Origin of the sequence: Rhodococcus sp. UFZ-B548 (assembly GCF_903819475.1) — a bacterium.
GTDB classification, from domain to species: domain Bacteria; phylum Actinomycetota; class Actinomycetes; order Mycobacteriales; family Mycobacteriaceae; genus Rhodococcus_F; species Rhodococcus_F erythropolis.
This window is the reverse complement of the sequence record NZ_CAIJDS010000034.1, coordinates 1-15,820: the sequence shown is the minus strand read 5'-3', so window position 1 is coordinate 15,820 and position 15,820 is coordinate 1. Positions and strand designations below refer to the sequence as shown.

The following is a 15,820-nucleotide window of genomic DNA, read 5'->3' as shown; positions in this document are numbered from 1 at the left end:
GGTTTGCGCGTTTCCCGGGTCCCGGCGTCGAAATACCTTCAAGCGCGCACCGTAGGAATCGAAACTCAGAGCGGAGCGAACCATGGCAGGCGCAACCCAGCCCTCGGCCATCGACGACATCTTGGCGGAGCACGCCGGTCTCGAAGCGCAGATGTCCGATCCAGCGCTGCACAACGACCCTGCCGCTGCCAGGCGCGTCGGTAAGCGGTTCTCCGAGCTCTCGCCGATCATGTCGACGTACAACAAGCTCACGGCTGCGCAGGACGATCTGGAAGCTGCGCGCGAACTCGCCGCCGACGATTCCAGCTTCGCCGCCGAGATCCCCGATCTCGAAGCCGAGGTCGCGCAGCTCGAGCAGACGCTGACCGATCAGTTGGCGCCGCGTGATCCGCATGACGGCGACGACATCGTCCTCGAAGTGAAGTCCGGTGAGGGCGGCGAAGAATCCGCGCTCTTCGCCTCGGACCTGGCCCGCATGTACGTCCGCTACGCGGAACGGCACGGCTGGCGCGTCGAGATCCTCGACGCGACGGTCTCCGATCTCGGCGGATACAAGGAAGCCACGCTGTCGATCAAGAGCAAGTCAGATACCCCGGACGGAGTGTGGGCGAGGCTCAAGTTCGAGGGCGGGGTTCACCGCGTCCAGCGAGTGCCCGTCACCGAATCCCAGGGACGCGTACACACTTCGGCCGCCGGCGTTCTGGTCTACCCGGAGCCCGAAGAGGTCGAGCAGGTCCAGATCGACGAGAGTGACCTGCGTATCGACGTCTACCGTTCGTCCGGCAAGGGCGGTCAGGGCGTCAACACCACCGACTCCGCGGTTCGAATCACGCACCTTCCGACCGGCATCGTCGTCACCTGCCAGAACGAGCGCTCGCAGCTCCAGAACAAGGCGCGTGCCATGCAGGTGCTTGCAGCCCGTTTGCAGGTAGTCGCCGAGGAAGCCGCGGACGCAGAAGCGTCGGCAGGTCGCCAGAGTCAGGTTCGGACGGTGGACCGTTCGGAGCGCATCCGCACCTACAACTTCCCTGAGAACCGCATCACCGATCACCGCATCGGATTCAAGTCGCACAACCTCGACGCAGTGCTCGACGGTGAGCTCGACGCACTTCTCGACGCATTGGGCAAGGCGGACCGAGAGGCGCGTCTCGCGGCCGAGTAGATGCAGACCATGACTGACCTCCGTCCCGCCGGGAACTCGGTGAACCGCGTGTCGGTTGAGCGTGGCAGGCTGTACCCGTGAGTCGACTTCCACTTCGTTTGGCGCTGATCGAAGCTGCAAAACAGCTCGACGCCGCAGGTGTGCCCAGCCCACGCACCGACGCCGAGTTGTTGGCATCCCACCTGCTCGGCGTCGAACGCACGCGTCTCGGGCTGATTCCGTTGGTCGATCCTGAGGTCATCGCGGCGTTCGACGAGTTGGTTGCGCAACGCGTGAAGCGGATTCCGTTGCAGCACATCATCGGAGTCGCATCGATGGGCAACATCGACGTCGCTGTCGGTCCGGGTGTCTTCATTCCGCGGCCCGAAACCGAATTGCTCATGGGTTGGGCGCTCTCGTTCCTCGAAGGTTGCGGAAGTAAGCCGCCGGTAGTTCTGGACCTGTGCACGGGATCGGGTGTACTCGCGCTGTCCATCGCCGAGGCCCGTCCAGACGCCGTCGTTCACGCCGTGGAGAAAGAGCCCGCCGCGTTGGCGTGGGCGCGTCGTAATGCTGCCGACCGCGAGGCCGCCGGTGATACACCGATCCATCTGCATCAGGGTGATGTCACCGATCGGAACCTGTTGCCAGGGCTAGAGGGCGGCGTCGATCTGGTCGTGTCCAATCCGCCGTACATCCCCGAAGGCGCGCAATTGCAGCCTGAGGTCATGGATTACGACCCGCACACCGCGTTGTTCGGTGGCGCCGACGGTCTGTCCGTCATCAAACCCATGATCAGCAACATCGCGAGGTGGCTTCGAATCGGCGGCGCGGCAGGCATCGAGCACGACGACACCAACGGCGACGGCGTCGCTGCGCTGTTCTCGGCGCGCCGGGTGTTCGGCGACGTTGCACAGCATCCCGATCTTGCCGGTCGTCCGCGTTTCGTCGTCGCCAGACGTGTCGCCACCGACGTGGAAGCGCAGCGGAATCGAACGCCCGAAGTGCAGAGTGAAAGGATGGCTGAGTGAGCACCGTGTACGACTGCAGTCAGACAGATTCCCGAACCGCAGGCTTGGCCGCCGCGAAGAACGCGCTCAAGGCCGGCCGACTCGTAGTTCTCCCTACCGACACCCTTTACGGACTCGCCGCGGACGCGTTCGACAGCGAAGCTGTCACGAGTCTGTTGCGCGCCAAGGGACGCGGGCGAGACATGCCCGTCCCGGTACTGGTCGGATCGTGGAACACCATCGACGGGCTCGTCTACAGCGTGCGCCCCCAGGCCCGGGATCTGATCCGCGCGTTCTGGCCCGGCGGACTGAGCTTGGTCGTCGAGCAGGCGCCTTCACTTGCCTGGGACCTCGGTGATACCCGCGGAACCGTCATGCTCCGCATGCCCTTGCACCCGGTTGCTCTCGAACTGTTGCGCGATGTCGGACCGCTTGCCGTCTCGAGCGCCAACATTTCGGGGCGTCCGCCGGCAACTACCGTCGAGGAAGCCCGAGATCAGCTCGGCGGATCTGCCAGCGTGTATCTCGACGGAGGCAAGGCCGAACACGCCGTTGCTTCCACGATCGTCGACCTGACCGGCAATTCACCGCGTATCTTGCGAGTGGGTGCCGTCTCGGCAGAATCCATCGCCGAGGTATTGGGCACCAGTCCGGAAAGCCTCGTAGAGGGAGTTTCGTAACGATGGTCGGCGCCGGCGGCGAGCGCGCGGGGGAATCCACGTATTGGGGACCGGATTTCGGTGAGCTTGCCACGGCGGACCCCGAGATCGCGGCTGTTGCGCTGGCCGAACTCGAGCGTCAGCGCGGCGGGCTTCAACTCATCGCGAGCGAGAACTTCACCAGCCCCTCGGTACTGGCTGCCTTGGGTTCGACCCTGAGCAACAAGTACGCCGAGGGCTATCCGGGTCGGCGTTACTACGGCGGGTGCGAGTACGTCGACGTAGCCGAGAATCTGGCGATCGACCGGGCAAAGGCACTGTTCGGCGCCGAGCACGTCAACGTCCAGCCGCATTCGGGGGCCACCGCGAATCTCGCGGTGTACGCCGCATTCGCCAAGCCCGGCGACACCGTATTGGCGATGAGTTTGCCGCACGGTGGGCATCTGACTCACGGGTCTCGGGTCAGCTTTTCGGGGCAGTGGTTCACCACCGTTCCCTATCACGTCGATTCGGCCACCGAATTGATCGACTACGACGAGGTTCGCACCCTGGCTCTGGCGCGCAAACCGAAAATCATCATCGCCGGCGCGACCGCGTACTCCCGAACCATCGACTTCGCAGCCTTCCGGTCGATCGCGGACGAGGTCGGTGCGATCCTGTGGGTCGATGCCGCCCACTTCATCGGACTCGTGGCAGGCCGGGCGATACCGTCGTGTGTTCCGTATGCCGACGTGGTCTCCGCGACGACGCACAAGGTCCTCAGAGGCCCGCGCGGCGGAATGATCTTGTGCCGCAGCGAGCATGCCTCGGCTGTCGATCGCGCGGTGTTCCCCTTCATTCAAGGCGGCCCGATGATGCATGCGATCGCTGCGAAGGCGGTTGCCTTCAAAGAAGCGTCGACGCCGGAATATCGTTGGTATGCACAGGAAGTGGTTGCCAATGCGTCGGCGCTCGCGCAGTCGTTGGAAGCTCGCGGCCTGCGCACCGTTTCCGGTGGAACCGACACGCATCTGGCGCTTCTCGATCTGCGCGCAAGCGGTGTCACCGGCGTCGACGCCGAGCGTAGGTGCGGACTGGCTTCGATCACGCTCAACAAGAACGCGATTCCGTTCGATCCGCAGTCGCCGGCCGTCACGTCCGGAATCCGCGTCGGATCCGCGGCCGTGACGACACAGGGGTTCAACAGTTCCGACATGAGCATCGTGGGGGAGTTGATCGCGCGTGCAGTCGTAGCGGATCCAGCCACCACGTCAGGGGAGGCCGAGTTGGCATCCGTTGCCGACGGCGTTCGCGAACTGGTACGGGCAAAGCCTGCCTATCCCCGCCAGACGGGTGATCTCGCGCAGTGATCACTTCGTACGAGGCGACCACGTATCTGGCACAGGGTGGCGGGGGAGCGGGTGTTCCCATCCGTGAACTGTTGCTCGTGCTGTGTACGGCGGCGGTAGTGACATACCTGGCGACTGGCGCAGTCCGGTTGTTGGCGCTGCGGTTCGGCGCCGTCGCCATACCGCGTGATCGGGACGTTCACGTCGAGCCGATTCCGCGCCTCGGTGGCGTCGGAATGTATATCGGCATGGTTGTCGGTCTGCTGTTCGCGCAGCAATTACCGGCGCTCACAAGAGGTTTCGGCTTCGGTAGTCCGGATGTGCACGCTGCGCTCGTCGCGGGCGCCGTCATCGTCCTCGTGGGCGTGATCGACGACAGGTGGGGTCTCGACGCTCTCACCAAGTTCGTGGGTCAGGTGACTGCTGCCGGAGTTCTTGTGGTGATGGGCGTCAGTTGGTTCATCATCTACAACCCGTTCGGTGGTGACGGTGGGTCCACGATCATCCTCGATCAGATTCAATCGGGACTGTTCACGGTGGCTATCGCCGTGGCGACCATCAACGCGATGAACTTCGTCGACGGTCTCGACGGATTGGCCGCCGGTTTGGGCCTCATCGCGGCCTTGGCGATCCTCATCTTCTCGATCGGTCTGCTCCACGATCAGGGCGGCGACGCGAGTGTCTACCCGCCGGCGATGATCGCGGCGGCCTTGGCAGGCGCTTGTCTCGGTTTTCTTCCGCACAACTTCAATCCAGCGCGCATTTTCATGGGCGATTCCGGGTCGATGTTGATCGGTCTCATGCTTGCCGCGATCTCCACCAGTGCATCCGGTCGTATTCCGCTCACTGCTTACGGAACCCGCGACCTGGTCGGCCTCCTCGCGCCGTTGTTGCTGGTCGGTGCCGTGATGTTCATCCCGATGCTGGACATGCTCCTGGCCGTGATCCGCCGGACGAAAGCGGGCGTCAGTCCGTTCAGTCCGGACAAGATGCACCTGCATCATCGCCTCCTGCAAATCGGACACACGCACCGACGGGTTGTGCTGGTCATCTACCTGTGGGTCAGCGTTCTGGCTTTCGGTGCCGTCGGATCCTCGCTGCTCAATCGACAGCTGGTTGTCGTTCTGGTTGCGGCCGGGTTGGTCATCGCCTTGTTCTTCACCGCGGTGCCGTCCCTGATCGATCGCAAGCAACAGCGTCGCTAGCCAAGTTTCCCGATCCATTACCCTTGGGCATCGTGACGAACACGCCGCAGCCTGTACCTGCCTCGCAACCCATCCCTGATTCGACCGCCGCCATGAAGTCGGCCGTGAAGTGGGGTGTGATGGGGCTGATCGCGCTGGCCGTGGTCGGCGCGCTCCTGGGCGGGCTCTTCGCCGGCAAGGAAGGCGTCTACGGCGCTTTGATCGGCGCAGCCGTCGGCGGCGGGTTCATCCTGTTCACGGCGCTGGGCGTGCTGCTCACAGCGAAGTTGCCTGCGCTCACGGCCGGTGCAGTTCTTCTCGGCACGTGGCTGCTGAAGATGATTCTCGCGATGGTTGTTCTCTTTGTCCTCTCGGACATGGATTTCTACAACAAGACCGCTCTCGTCCTGGTCATCATCATGTCGCTGGTCGTCGTGCTCGGTGCGGAGACATACGGCGTTCTCGGAACCAAAACTCCGTACGTCGATCCCACTCCCAGCAGCAACGTCGACGACGACGAGTAGTACTACAAGAGGTAACTAATCGGACTTCCAGGTACCCCATCTACACAATGTCGTAGATGACTTGATAAGGTTCGGTTCAAGCGAGAGCAATGGTGGGCCGAGTAACACTCAGCCGACGATGCCATGTGCTCGCAGGTGGTCGAAATTCTGACCACTGAGTCGACGAGAGTCGCCGACACCGACAGACGCCAGGCCCCTCTGGGGTTCTCCAGCTGCTGACGAATGCGCGAGTCGAACTTGTCGACTTGTAGATCGTCAATGTCCGATCGAACCGCAGTCAATGATGGCTGCGGACCGACTACGGGAGAGAACGCTGAGCGTCACCACCCTGGCCGCGGATGAATTCCATGCGCCGTCACTAGACGATTTTTTCCCGCCCTCCGTGTTGATTCACGCGGGCCCCTTCGAGCTCGACCGTCTGATGCTGATTCGTCTGCTGATGTCGGTGCTGGTCGCAGCCTTCTTCGTGATCGCGATGCGCAGCCCTCGATTGGTTCCCCGTGGGATGCAGAACGCCGCTGAGCTTGCGCTCGACTTCGTTCGTATCAACATCGCCGAGGAGATCCTGGGCAAGGAACAGGGCAAGCGCTTCCTGCCGGTCATCACGACGATCTTCTTCATCGTGGTCGCCAGCAACATGGCCAGCATCATTCCTTTCCTGAACATCTCGCCGAACGCACGAATCGGTATGCCCCTGGTACTCGCGGCGCTCGCCTACATCGTGTTCAACTACGTCGGAATCAAGAAGTACGGCTTCTTCAAGTACGTCAAGAGCAGCATCGTCGTTCCCGGCGTTCCGCTGCCCCTGCACTTCTTGTTGGTGCCCATCGAGTTCATCTCGACCTTCATCCTGCGCCCGTTCACGCTGATGGTTCGTCTCATGGCCAACATGTTGGCCGGCCACATCCTGCTGGTGCTGTTCTTCAGCGCGACGAACTACTTCTTCTTCGTGTCCGGCGGATTCCAGGCGATCTTCGGCGTTCCGTCGATCATCGCCGGTATCGCATTCACGTTCTTCGAGCTGCTGGTCATCTTCCTGCAGGCTTACGTGTTCGCGTTGCTGACCGCGGTGTACATCGAATTGGCGCTCCACGCCGACGAGCACTGACCTTTTACCTCCTCACCAGCTACACCAAGAACTGAGCCTCTTGCCGAATCCGGCAGAGGTCAACAGAAAGGGAATGGAACACCATGAGCATCGCTTACCTCGCTCAGGAAGTTGTCGAGACCAAGTCGCGCGGCTACGGAGCCATCGGCTACGGCCTCGCAGCAATCGGCCCCGGCATCGGCGTGGGCATCGTTGTGGGCAAGGCAATCGAAGGCATGGTCCGCCAGCCCGAGATGGCCGGCCAGGTTCGTACCACCATGTTCCTCGGTATTGCATTCACCGAGGCCCTCGCATTGATCGGCCTTGTCGCCGGTTTCATTTTCTAAGACAGACATGGGAGCCACCTTCGCAGTGCTCGCGGCAACAGAGGAGACACACAATCCTCTCTTGCCCGAGACATACGACATCGTGTGGTCCGCGGTTGCGCTCGTCGTAGTCGGTTTTGTCTTCTGGAAGCTCGTTCTTCCGAAGTTCCAGAAGGTCTTGGCCGAACGCACCGAGCAGATCGAGGGCGGCATCAAGAAGGCCGAAGACGCACAGGCAGAGGCAGCAGCAGCGCTCGAGCAGTACCGCGCGCAGCTCGCCGAAGCTCGTACCGAGGCAGCGCAGATCCGTGAGGAAGCGCGTACCCAGGGTCAGCAGATCATCGCTGACATGAAGGTTCAGGCGCAGGACGAGAGCGACCGCATCGTGGCCGCAGGCCACAGCCAGCTCGTCGCCCAGCGTCAGCAGATCGTCGCTGAGCTCCGCTCGGATCTCGGCAAGACCGCTGTAGACCTGGCCGAGAAGGTCATCGGGGAGTCTCTCGCCGACGACGTGAAGCGCGCCGGAACGGTTGATCGTTTCCTCAACGAGCTCGACACCGTCAGCGCTGATTCAGCCAGGAAGTGAGCAACATGTACGCAGCGAGCCGTGAAGCCTTGGCGCAGACTCGTTCTGCGCTGAGCAGTGCCCTGGGCGCCGTCTCTGCAGGAGCGGCAACTGCTGCTTCTGCTCAGGCTGGGTCCGAGCTCTTCTCGGTGGTCGAGGTACTCGACGGCCAGCGCGCTCTTCGCAGCGCGCTGGCTGACGCTTCGGCACCGGCCGCTGGTCGCCAGGCTTTGGCAGAGCAGTTGTTCTCCGGAAAGGTCGGCGCCGAGGCGCTCGCCACCGTGAAGGCAGCTGCAGGCCAGGACTGGTCTGCGGCCCGCGACTTGGTCAACTCGCTCGAACTGCTCGGACGCGAAGCTCTGCTCCGCGCCGCAGCCGATCAGAGCCAGTTGGACACCGTTGAGGACGAGCTCTTCCGTCTCGGTCGCATCGTGGCAGGGGATCCCAGCCTGGAGCAGACGCTCTCGGATCTGTCGGTTCCCGCAGCCCGCAAGCGTGAGTTCCTCTCCCGCTTGCTCTACGGCAAGGTCACTGCGGTCACCGAGGCACTCGCCGGACAGGCCGTCGGCCGGTTGAAGTCTGCACCCGCAGACACTTTCGATCAGCTGTCGAATCTTGCCGCAGCGCAGCGCGATACCACCGTTGCTCACGTTCGCAGCGCCTCGGCGTTGAGCTCGGAGCAGTCGGATCGCTTGGCCAGCACTCTTACCCGCACCTACGGGAAGCCGGTAGCAGTACACGTCGAGGTTGATCCAGAACTCCTCAGCGGCTTGGTCGTCCGGGTGGGCGACGAGGTTATCGACGGCAGCGCAGCGGGTCGACTCGCAGCACTGCGGAAGAACCTCAAGTAGTCCTTCAGCCGAACACATACTCCAGATCTTTTCGAAGACCAGACACCGAGAGCAGGAAAAACATGGCGGAGCTGACGATCTCCTCCGACGAGATCCGTAGCGCGATCGACAACTACACCGCGAGCTACTCCCCGGAGGCCTCCCGTGAGGAGGTCGGCACAGTGACCGACACCAGTGACGGCATTGCGCACGTCTCTGGCCTGCCTTCGGCTATGTCCAACGAGCTGTTGGAGTTCCCCGGTGGAATCGTCGGCGTCGCGCTCAACCTGGATGCCACCGAAATCGGTGCCGTCATCCTTGGCGATTACCAGAACATTCAAGAAGGCCAGGAAGTAAAGCGCACGGGCGACGTTCTGTCGGTTCCCGTCGGCGATGCTTTCCTCGGCCGCGTCATCGACCCGCTTGGTGCGCCCATCGACGGCCTCGGCGAGATCGAGAGCACCGAGAACCGTGCACTCGAGCTCCAGGCCGCTTCGGTGCTCGAGCGCCAGCCGGTCGAAGAGCCGCTCCAGACCGGTATCAAGGCTATCGACGCCATGACCCCGATCGGCCGCGGCCAGCGCCAGCTCATCATCGGCGACCGCAAGACCGGCAAGACCGCGGTCTGCATCGACGCCATCCTGAACCAGAAGGCCAACTGGGATTCCGGCGATGTCAACAAGCAGGTGCGCTGCATCTACGTTGCCATCGGTCAGAAGGGTTCCACCATCGCGGGCGTCAAGGCTGCCCTCGAGGAGAAGGGCGCGATGGAGTACACCACCATCGTTGCTGCTCCGGCCTCTGATTCCGCAGGCTTCAAGTGGCTCGCACCGTACACCGGCTCGGCCATCGGCCAGCACTGGATGTACCAGGGCAAGCACGTTCTGGTCGTGTTCGACGACCTGACCAAGCAGGCAGAGGCGTACCGCGCCATCTCGCTGCTGCTGCGTCGCCCGCCGGGACGCGAGGCTTACCCCGGTGACGTCTTCTACTTGCACTCCCGTCTGCTGGAGCGTTCGGCGAAGCTGTCCGACGCACTCGGCGGTGGCTCGCTGACGGCTCTGCCGATCATCGAGACCAAGGCGAACGACGTCTCGGCTTACATCCCGACCAACGTAATCTCCATCACCGACGGTCAGGTGTTCCTCGAGTCCGACCTGTTCAACAAGGGCGTTCGTCCCGCGATCAACGTCGGTATCTCGGTCTCCCGCGTCGGTGGCGCTGCACAGACCAAGGGCATGAAGAAGGTTTCCGGTTCGCTGCGTCTGGAACTGGCTCAGTTCCGTGAGCTCGAAGCGTTCTCCGCTTTCGCATCCGACCTCGACGCTGCCTCCAAGGCTCAGCTCGAGCGCGGTGCCCGTCTGGTCGAGCTGCTCAAGCAGGATCAGTACAGCCCGATCCCTGTCGAGGACCAGATCGTCTCGATCTACCTCGCCGGCGAGGGCATCTTCGACAGCGTTCCGATCGGTGACGTCCGTCGCTTCGAGAAGGAACTGCTCGAAGACCTCAAGCACTCGGCTGCTGGCGTCTACTCCAGCATCAACGGCGGTAAGGCACTCGATGCCGACAACGCTGCTGCGCTGATCGCTGCAACGAACAAGTTCAAGGAAGGCTTCATCGCATCCGACGGAAGCCGGGTCGTGAACGAGGCCGAGGCTGACGCTTTGGGCGCCGACGAGGTCGAGAACGAGCAGATCAACGTCAAGCGCAAGACCGTCAGCAAGTGACGTACGCGCCCATGACACTGCGAATTCCGAAGGGAGAGTGATTGATCGATGGCGAGCATTCTCGAATTGCGGTCTCGTATCAAGTCGGTCAACTCGACCAAGAAGATCACCAAGGCACAGGAACTGATCGCGACTTCGCGTATCACCAAGGCTCAGATTCGCGTCGCCGCGTCCAAGCCGTATGCCGAGGAGATCACGAAGGTACTCACCGAATTGGCGAGTGCGTCTGCTTCGCTCGATCACCCGTTGCTCAACGAGCGCCCGGAGCCCAAGCGGGCTGCGGTCCTCGTTGTCACCAGTGACCGCGGCATGTGTGGTGGCTACAACTCCAACGTCCTCAAGCAGGCAGAAGAGCTCATGGCTCTCCTCCGCAGCGAGGGCAAGGAGCCGGTCGTGTACGTGCTCGGTTCCAAGGGACTCGGCTACTACACGTTCCGCGGCCGCGACATCGGTGCTGCGTGGACGGGCTTCTCGCAGGATCCGGGTTACTCGGATGCAGCGAAGGCCAGCCGCCACCTGGTGGAGCTGTTCATGGCTGGTTCGGGTAACCAGGTTGCCGCTCCGAACGGTGAAGGCACGATCGAGGGCGTCGACGAACTCCATATCGTCTACACCCGCTTCGTGTCGATGCTGACGCAGACTCCCGAGGTTCGCCGTATGGCTCCTCTCGAGGTCTTCGTGTCGGAAGAGCGCATCGAACTCGGTGACGACATGCTGACCAACGGCCACGACGACGACCATGACAATGGCCCCGTCGCGGACTTCAGCTTCGAGCCCGAGCCCGAGAAGCTTCTCGGTGCTCTTCTCCCGAAGTACGTCAGCACTCGTATCTTCTCGTCGCTTCTCGATGCTGCGGCATCGGAGTCGGCAGCCCGTCGTACCGCCATGAAGGCCGCGACGGACAACGCAAACGAACTGGTGAACACGTTGAGCCGTCAGGCCAACCAGGCTCGCCAGGCCCAGATCACCCAGGAAATCAGCGAGATCGTCGGCGGCGCCAACGCGCTCGCCTCGAGCGCAGGAAGTGACTAGCACATGACCGCAGCAGTAACCGAAAACAACGGGGCAGGTTCGGCTTCGGCCGTAGCCGGCCGCGTCGTGCGGGTCATCGGTCCCGTCGTGGACGTTGAATTCCCGCGTGGCGCTGTTCCTGAACTGTTCAACGCCCTGAACGCCGAGATCACGCTTCCCTCGGTCGCCAAGACGCTGACGCTCGAGGTTGCACAGCACCTCGGTGACAACCTGGTCCGCACCGTCTCCATGCAGCCCACCGACGGCCTCGTCCGCGGCACTGCAGTGACCGACTCGGGCAAGCCGATCTCGGTTCCCGTCGGTGACGTCGTCAAGGGCCACGTGTTCAACGCCCTGGGCGATTGCCTCGACACCCCCGGCCTCGGCCGCGACGGCGAGCAGTGGGGCATCCACCGCAAGCCACCAGCCTTCGATCAGCTCGAAGGTAAGACCGAGATCCTCGAGACCGGCATCAAGGTCATCGACCTTCTCACCCCGTACGTCAAAGGTGGAAAGATCGGCCTGTTCGGTGGCGCCGGCGTCGGCAAGACCGTTCTGATCCAGGAAATGATCACGCGTATCGCTCGCGAGTTCTCGGGCACCTCGGTGTTCGCAGGCGTCGGTGAGCGTACCCGTGAGGGCACCGACCTCCACCTGGAAATGGAAGAGATGGGCGTCCTCCAGGACACCGCCCTTGTCTTCGGCCAGATGGACGAGCCGCCCGGAACGCGTATGCGCGTCGCCCTGTCCGCACTGACGATGGCGGAGTACTTCCGCGACGTTCAGGGCCAGGACGTCCTGTTGTTCATCGACAACATCTTCCGCTTCACGCAGGCAGGTTCCGAGGTTTCCACCCTCCTCGGCCGTATGCCTTCGGCAGTGGGCTACCAGCCCACGCTGGCGGACGAGATGGGTGAGCTCCAGGAGCGCATCACCTCGACTCGCGGTCGCTCGATCACCTCGCTGCAGGCTATTTACGTGCCCGCCGACGACTACACCGACCCCGCGCCGGCTACGACGTTCGCGCACCTCGATGCCACCACCGAGCTCTCGCGCCCGATTTCGCAGATGGGTATCTACCCCGCTGTGGATCCGCTGAGCTCGACCTCCCGCATCTTGGAGCCCGGCATCGTCGGTGCCGAGCACTTCCGCGTTGCCAACGAGGTCAAGCGCATCCTGCAGAAGTACAAGGAACTGCAGGACATCATCGCCATCCTCGGTATGGACGAGCTTCAGGAAGAGGACAAGGTCCTCGTCGGCCGCGCCCGTCGTATCCAGAAGTTCCTCGGCCAGAACTTCATCGTTGCCGAGAAGTTCACCGGTGAGCCCGGCTCCGTCGTGCCGCTCCGCGACACGATCGAAGCCTTCGACCGCGTCTGCAAGGGCGAGTTCGATCACCTGCCCGAGCAGGCATTCAACAGCTGCGGTGGACTCGACGACGTCGAGGCTGCAGCCAAGAAGATGGCCGGGAAGTAGTCCACGATGGCTGAGATGACCGTAGAACTCGTTGCCGTCGAGCAGCGCTTGTGGTCTGGTTCGGCGACGCTGGTCAGCGCTCAGACCACTGAGGGCGAAATCGGCATCATGCCCGGGCATGAGCCGGTCCTCGGCCAGCTGATCGAGGGCGGAACCGTGTCGATCACCCCGGTCGACGGCGAGCGTATCGTTGCTGCAGTACACGGAGGGTTCCTCTCCGTCACTGCGACGACGGTGACGATTCTTGCCGAGTCCGCGGACATGGCACAGGACATCGACGTCGAGGCAGCCAAGGCTGTCTTGGCCGAGAACTCGGGCGACCTCGAAGCGATTGCGGTCGCCAAGGGTCAGCTCCGGGCCGTCGAGCGCGCGTAAGTTACTCGAGTAAAGCCGCGACGGGAGCCGACGAACAGTGACATTCGGAATGACTGTGTTGATCATTCTGGTTGTGCTGCTCGCGGTTCTCGTCGCGGCTTTTCTGTATCGTCTGCTGGTTCTACGTCGCGGCGGTACCGCTGCACTGCTTCGTGTTCTGCCATCCCCGGGGGACAGCGGGTGGCGTCACGGAATCATTCGCTACGGCGAAAGCACCTTCGTCTTTTTCAAACTGTCGAGTCTGCGGCCGGGCCCGGACTCCAGGATTGATCGTCAAGGAATCGAGGTCGAGAGCCGTCGCTCTCCCTCGGGTACCGAATTCGACATCATGAGCGACGACATCGTCGTGGTCAAGGTCAACGACGGATCGTCGGCCTACGAAATCGCCTTGGACAGTGGAGCATTGACAGCTTTCCTGTCCTGGGTCGAATCACGGCCGGACGGGCGCGCCCGTAGGCGACGCACCGCCTGACCGGTCCCGCTCAAGCCCCGGCGCCGGGCTTCCAGAGCACATCGCCTTCAGGATTTGCCACTCTTCCCATGATGAAGAGCAGATCCGACAATCTGTTGAGATATTTCGCTGGGAGGACGCTGGTGTCTTCCGGGTTCGCATCGATGGCGGACCAGGCCGCACGCTCCGCACGCCGCGAGACGGTTCTTGCTACGTGAAGCAGGGCACCCAGGGCAGTTCCGCCGGGCAGAATGAACGAATTCAACGGTGCCAGTTGCTCATTGAGCTCATCGCACCATCCTTCGAGTCGATCGATATAGGCCTGAGTCACTCGCAGCGGTGGGTACTTCGGGTTCTCGACGACAGGGGTGGACAGGTCGGCCCCCGCGTCGAAGAGGTCGTTCTGGATCTGGCGCAGCATCGCGAGCAGATTCTCCGGGGGTGTGCCGAGGGCAACGGCCACACCGATCGCCGCGTTGGTCTCGTCGCAATCCGCATAGGCGACCAGACGCGGATCGTTCTTGGAGACTCGCGAAAAATCACTGAGGCCGGTGGTCCCGTCGTCGCCGGTCCGGGTGTAGATCTTCGTCAGGTGAACAGACATAGGGCTACGGTACCGGCGCGGTGCCGACGAGGTTGTGGCTCTAGGCTGTGAACCGTGAGTGAGCACTTTCTTGTGACCGGGGGTAACCGCCTCGAAGGTGAAGTACTGGTGGGAGGGGCCAAGAACAGTGTGTTGAAGCTGATGGCCGCTGCGCTGTTGGCCGAAGGCACCACTGTGGTGACCAACTGCCCGGACATTCTCGACGTGCCGCTGATGGCGGACGTCTTGCGAGGTCTGGGCTGCGAGGTCGAACTCGAAGACTCCGAAGTGCGGATCACGACGCCGGCCGAGCCGAAATATCACGCTGATTTTGACGCGGTCAAGCAGTTTCGGGCGTCGGTGTGTGTGCTTGGTCCGCTGGTCGCGCGTTGTCGACGCGCTGTTGTCGCACTTCCTGGCGGCGATGCGATCGGTTCGAGGCCACTCGACATGCACCAATCCGGGCTCCGCCTGCTGGGCGCGCGTAGCGAAATCGAACACGGATGTGTCGTTGCCGAGGCAGACGACCTTCACGGCGCGAACATTCGCCTGGTCTTCCCGTCTGTGGGTGCAACCGAGAACATCTTGATGGCAGCAGTGCTCGCCCGAGGTGAAACGGTGATCGACAACGCTGCACGTGAGCCCGAGATCGTGGATCTCTGCAACATGCTCAACGAAATGGGCGCCAAGGTGTCGGGCGGCGGAAGTTCGACGCTCACCATTCAAGGCGTCCGCAAGTTGGAACCGACTACGCACCGTGTCATCGGTGACCGCATCGTTGCCGCAACATGGGGTGTCGCTGCCTCCATGACCAGGGGTGACGTCCGCGTTCGCGGGGTGAACCACAAGCATCTCGGGTTGGTCCTCGACAAGCTTCGGACAGCCGGCGCGGAGGTGACTCCCGAGGTCGACGGTTTCCGTGTCATCCAGCGTGAACGGCCCAAAGCAGTCAATTTCGCGACATTGCCTTACCCCGGATTCCCAACCGACCTGCAGCCGATGGCAATCGGTTTGGCGGCGGTTGCCGAGGGCACGTCGATGATCACCGAGAACGTATTCGAATCGCGTTTCCGATTTGTCGAGGAAATGATCCGACTGGGCGCCGACGCTCGTACTGACGGTCACCATGCTGTGATCCGCGGAGTTCCAGTGCTGTCGAGTGCGCCGGTGTGGTCTTCGGACATTCGGGCAGGCGCCGGGCTCGTGCTTGCCGGGTTGGTCGCGGACGGAACCACCGAAGTCCACGACATCTTCCACATCGACCGTGGGTACCCGCGATTCGTCGAGAATCTCCGTGGACTCGGGGGAGTGATCGAGAGGGTGGGCTCCGAATAGGTTCGGTGCTCGGCGTCACACTCGGGCCTATTCGCGATTGGCGGAAAGGCTCAACTGTCTGACCTGGCCTTGGCTAGTGAATCGGTGTTGTGACCAGGCGATTTGTGAATTGATTGAAGGTTCGCGTAACTTATTCCAAGTCAGAGCGACACGGACTCCCGCCTTCACGGCGAGTGACACGAGGTTGTACGAAGTGCCTGACCAAATT

The 15,820-nt window shown here is 62.6% G+C and carries 17 protein-coding genes; 16 read left to right on the top strand and 1 reads right to left on the bottom strand.

Going from position 1 to position 15,820, the window contains the following annotated elements:
* Window positions 1-82: 82 nt before the first annotated feature.
* From prfA to H7C86_RS24230, 15 genes are all read left to right on the top strand, one after another.
* The gene (gene prfA / locus H7C86_RS24300) at window positions 83-1,162 is read left to right on the top strand and encodes a peptide chain release factor 1 (protein ID WP_003941341.1); all 1,080 of its coding nucleotides are present in this window, start codon (window positions 83-85) and stop codon (window positions 1,160-1,162) included.
* Between the two features lie 77 nt (window positions 1,163-1,239).
* Entirely contained in the window at window positions 1,240-2,172 is a 933-nt protein-coding gene (prmC, locus tag H7C86_RS24295; protein ID WP_019749178.1) for a peptide chain release factor N(5)-glutamine methyltransferase, read from the top strand.
* Window positions 2,169-2,831 carry an L-threonylcarbamoyladenylate synthase gene (locus tag H7C86_RS24290; RefSeq protein ID WP_003941345.1) on the top strand — a complete coding sequence of 221 codons (663 nt, stop codon included), beginning with the start codon at window positions 2,169-2,171 and terminating at the stop codon, window positions 2,829-2,831. Before prmC ends, H7C86_RS24290 begins: the two co-directional genes overlap by 4 nt.
* Window positions 2,832-2,833: 2 nt before the next feature.
* Window positions 2,834-4,159 (top strand): serine hydroxymethyltransferase, encoded by a 1,326-nt coding sequence (gene glyA / locus H7C86_RS24285; protein WP_182262374.1) that lies wholly within the window; start codon window positions 2,834-2,836, stop codon window positions 4,157-4,159.
* Window positions 4,156-5,343 (top strand): glycosyltransferase family 4 protein, encoded by a 1,188-nt coding sequence (locus tag H7C86_RS24280; RefSeq protein WP_019749176.1) that lies wholly within the window; start codon window positions 4,156-4,158, stop codon window positions 5,341-5,343. The genes glyA and H7C86_RS24280 overlap by 4 nt, the downstream gene beginning before the upstream one ends.
* A 32-nt stretch (window positions 5,344-5,375) precedes the next feature.
* Window positions 5,376-5,846: a glycine zipper family protein gene (locus H7C86_RS24275; protein ID WP_019749175.1), complete on the top strand. Its 471-nt coding sequence runs from the start codon at window positions 5,376-5,378 to the stop codon at window positions 5,844-5,846.
* A 280-nt stretch (window positions 5,847-6,126) separates the two neighbouring features.
* Complete coding sequence (gene atpB / locus H7C86_RS24270; protein ID WP_019749174.1) at window positions 6,127-6,954, top strand: F0F1 ATP synthase subunit A; 828 nt, start codon at window positions 6,127-6,129, stop codon at window positions 6,952-6,954.
* An 83-nt stretch (window positions 6,955-7,037) separates the two neighbouring features.
* On the top strand, window positions 7,038-7,280 hold the full coding sequence (locus H7C86_RS24265; protein WP_003941327.1) for an ATP synthase F0 subunit C: 243 nt from the start codon (window positions 7,038-7,040) through the stop codon (window positions 7,278-7,280).
* A 7-nt stretch (window positions 7,281-7,287) separates the two neighbouring features.
* Window positions 7,288-7,845: a F0F1 ATP synthase subunit B gene (locus H7C86_RS24260; RefSeq protein WP_019749173.1), complete on the top strand. Its 558-nt coding sequence runs from the start codon at window positions 7,288-7,290 to the stop codon at window positions 7,843-7,845.
* 5 nt (window positions 7,846-7,850) lie between these two features.
* Window positions 7,851-8,675, top strand: a complete 825-nt coding sequence (locus H7C86_RS24255; RefSeq protein WP_003941304.1) for a F0F1 ATP synthase subunit delta — start codon at window positions 7,851-7,853, stop codon at window positions 8,673-8,675.
* Window positions 8,676-8,737: 62 nt separating this feature from the next.
* Complete coding sequence (atpA, locus tag H7C86_RS24250; protein ID WP_019749171.1) at window positions 8,738-10,381, top strand: F0F1 ATP synthase subunit alpha; 1,644 nt, start codon at window positions 8,738-8,740, stop codon at window positions 10,379-10,381.
* Between the two features lie 48 nt (window positions 10,382-10,429).
* On the top strand, window positions 10,430-11,413 hold the full coding sequence (locus H7C86_RS24245) for a F0F1 ATP synthase subunit gamma (RefSeq protein ID WP_003941320.1): 984 nt from the start codon (window positions 10,430-10,432) through the stop codon (window positions 11,411-11,413).
* 3 nt (window positions 11,414-11,416) lie between these two features.
* Window positions 11,417-12,868, top strand: coding sequence for a F0F1 ATP synthase subunit beta (gene atpD, locus H7C86_RS24240; protein WP_003941349.1), 1,452 nt, complete (start codon window positions 11,417-11,419; stop codon window positions 12,866-12,868).
* A gap of 6 nt (window positions 12,869-12,874) precedes the next feature.
* Window positions 12,875-13,243, top strand: a complete 369-nt coding sequence (locus H7C86_RS24235; protein WP_019749170.1) for a F0F1 ATP synthase subunit epsilon — start codon at window positions 12,875-12,877, stop codon at window positions 13,241-13,243.
* A 49-nt stretch (window positions 13,244-13,292) separates the two neighbouring features.
* A complete protein-coding gene (locus H7C86_RS24230; RefSeq protein ID WP_029255703.1) occupies window positions 13,293-13,715 on the top strand; it encodes a DUF2550 domain-containing protein in 423 nt (140 codons plus the stop codon).
* Window positions 13,716-13,725: 10 nt separating this feature from the next.
* Here the strand turns inward: H7C86_RS24230 and H7C86_RS24225 are convergent, their stop codons facing one another.
* Entirely contained in the window at window positions 13,726-14,298 is a 573-nt protein-coding gene (locus H7C86_RS24225) for a cob(I)yrinic acid a,c-diamide adenosyltransferase (protein WP_020908291.1), read from the bottom strand.
* A 54-nt stretch (window positions 14,299-14,352) separates the two neighbouring features.
* Between H7C86_RS24225 and murA the strand changes: the two genes are divergently transcribed.
* Window positions 14,353-15,612 carry a UDP-N-acetylglucosamine 1-carboxyvinyltransferase gene (gene murA, locus H7C86_RS24220; RefSeq protein WP_003941314.1) on the top strand — a complete coding sequence of 420 codons (1,260 nt, stop codon included), beginning with the start codon at window positions 14,353-14,355 and terminating at the stop codon, window positions 15,610-15,612.
* The last annotated feature ends 208 nt before the right edge of the window (window positions 15,613-15,820 follow it).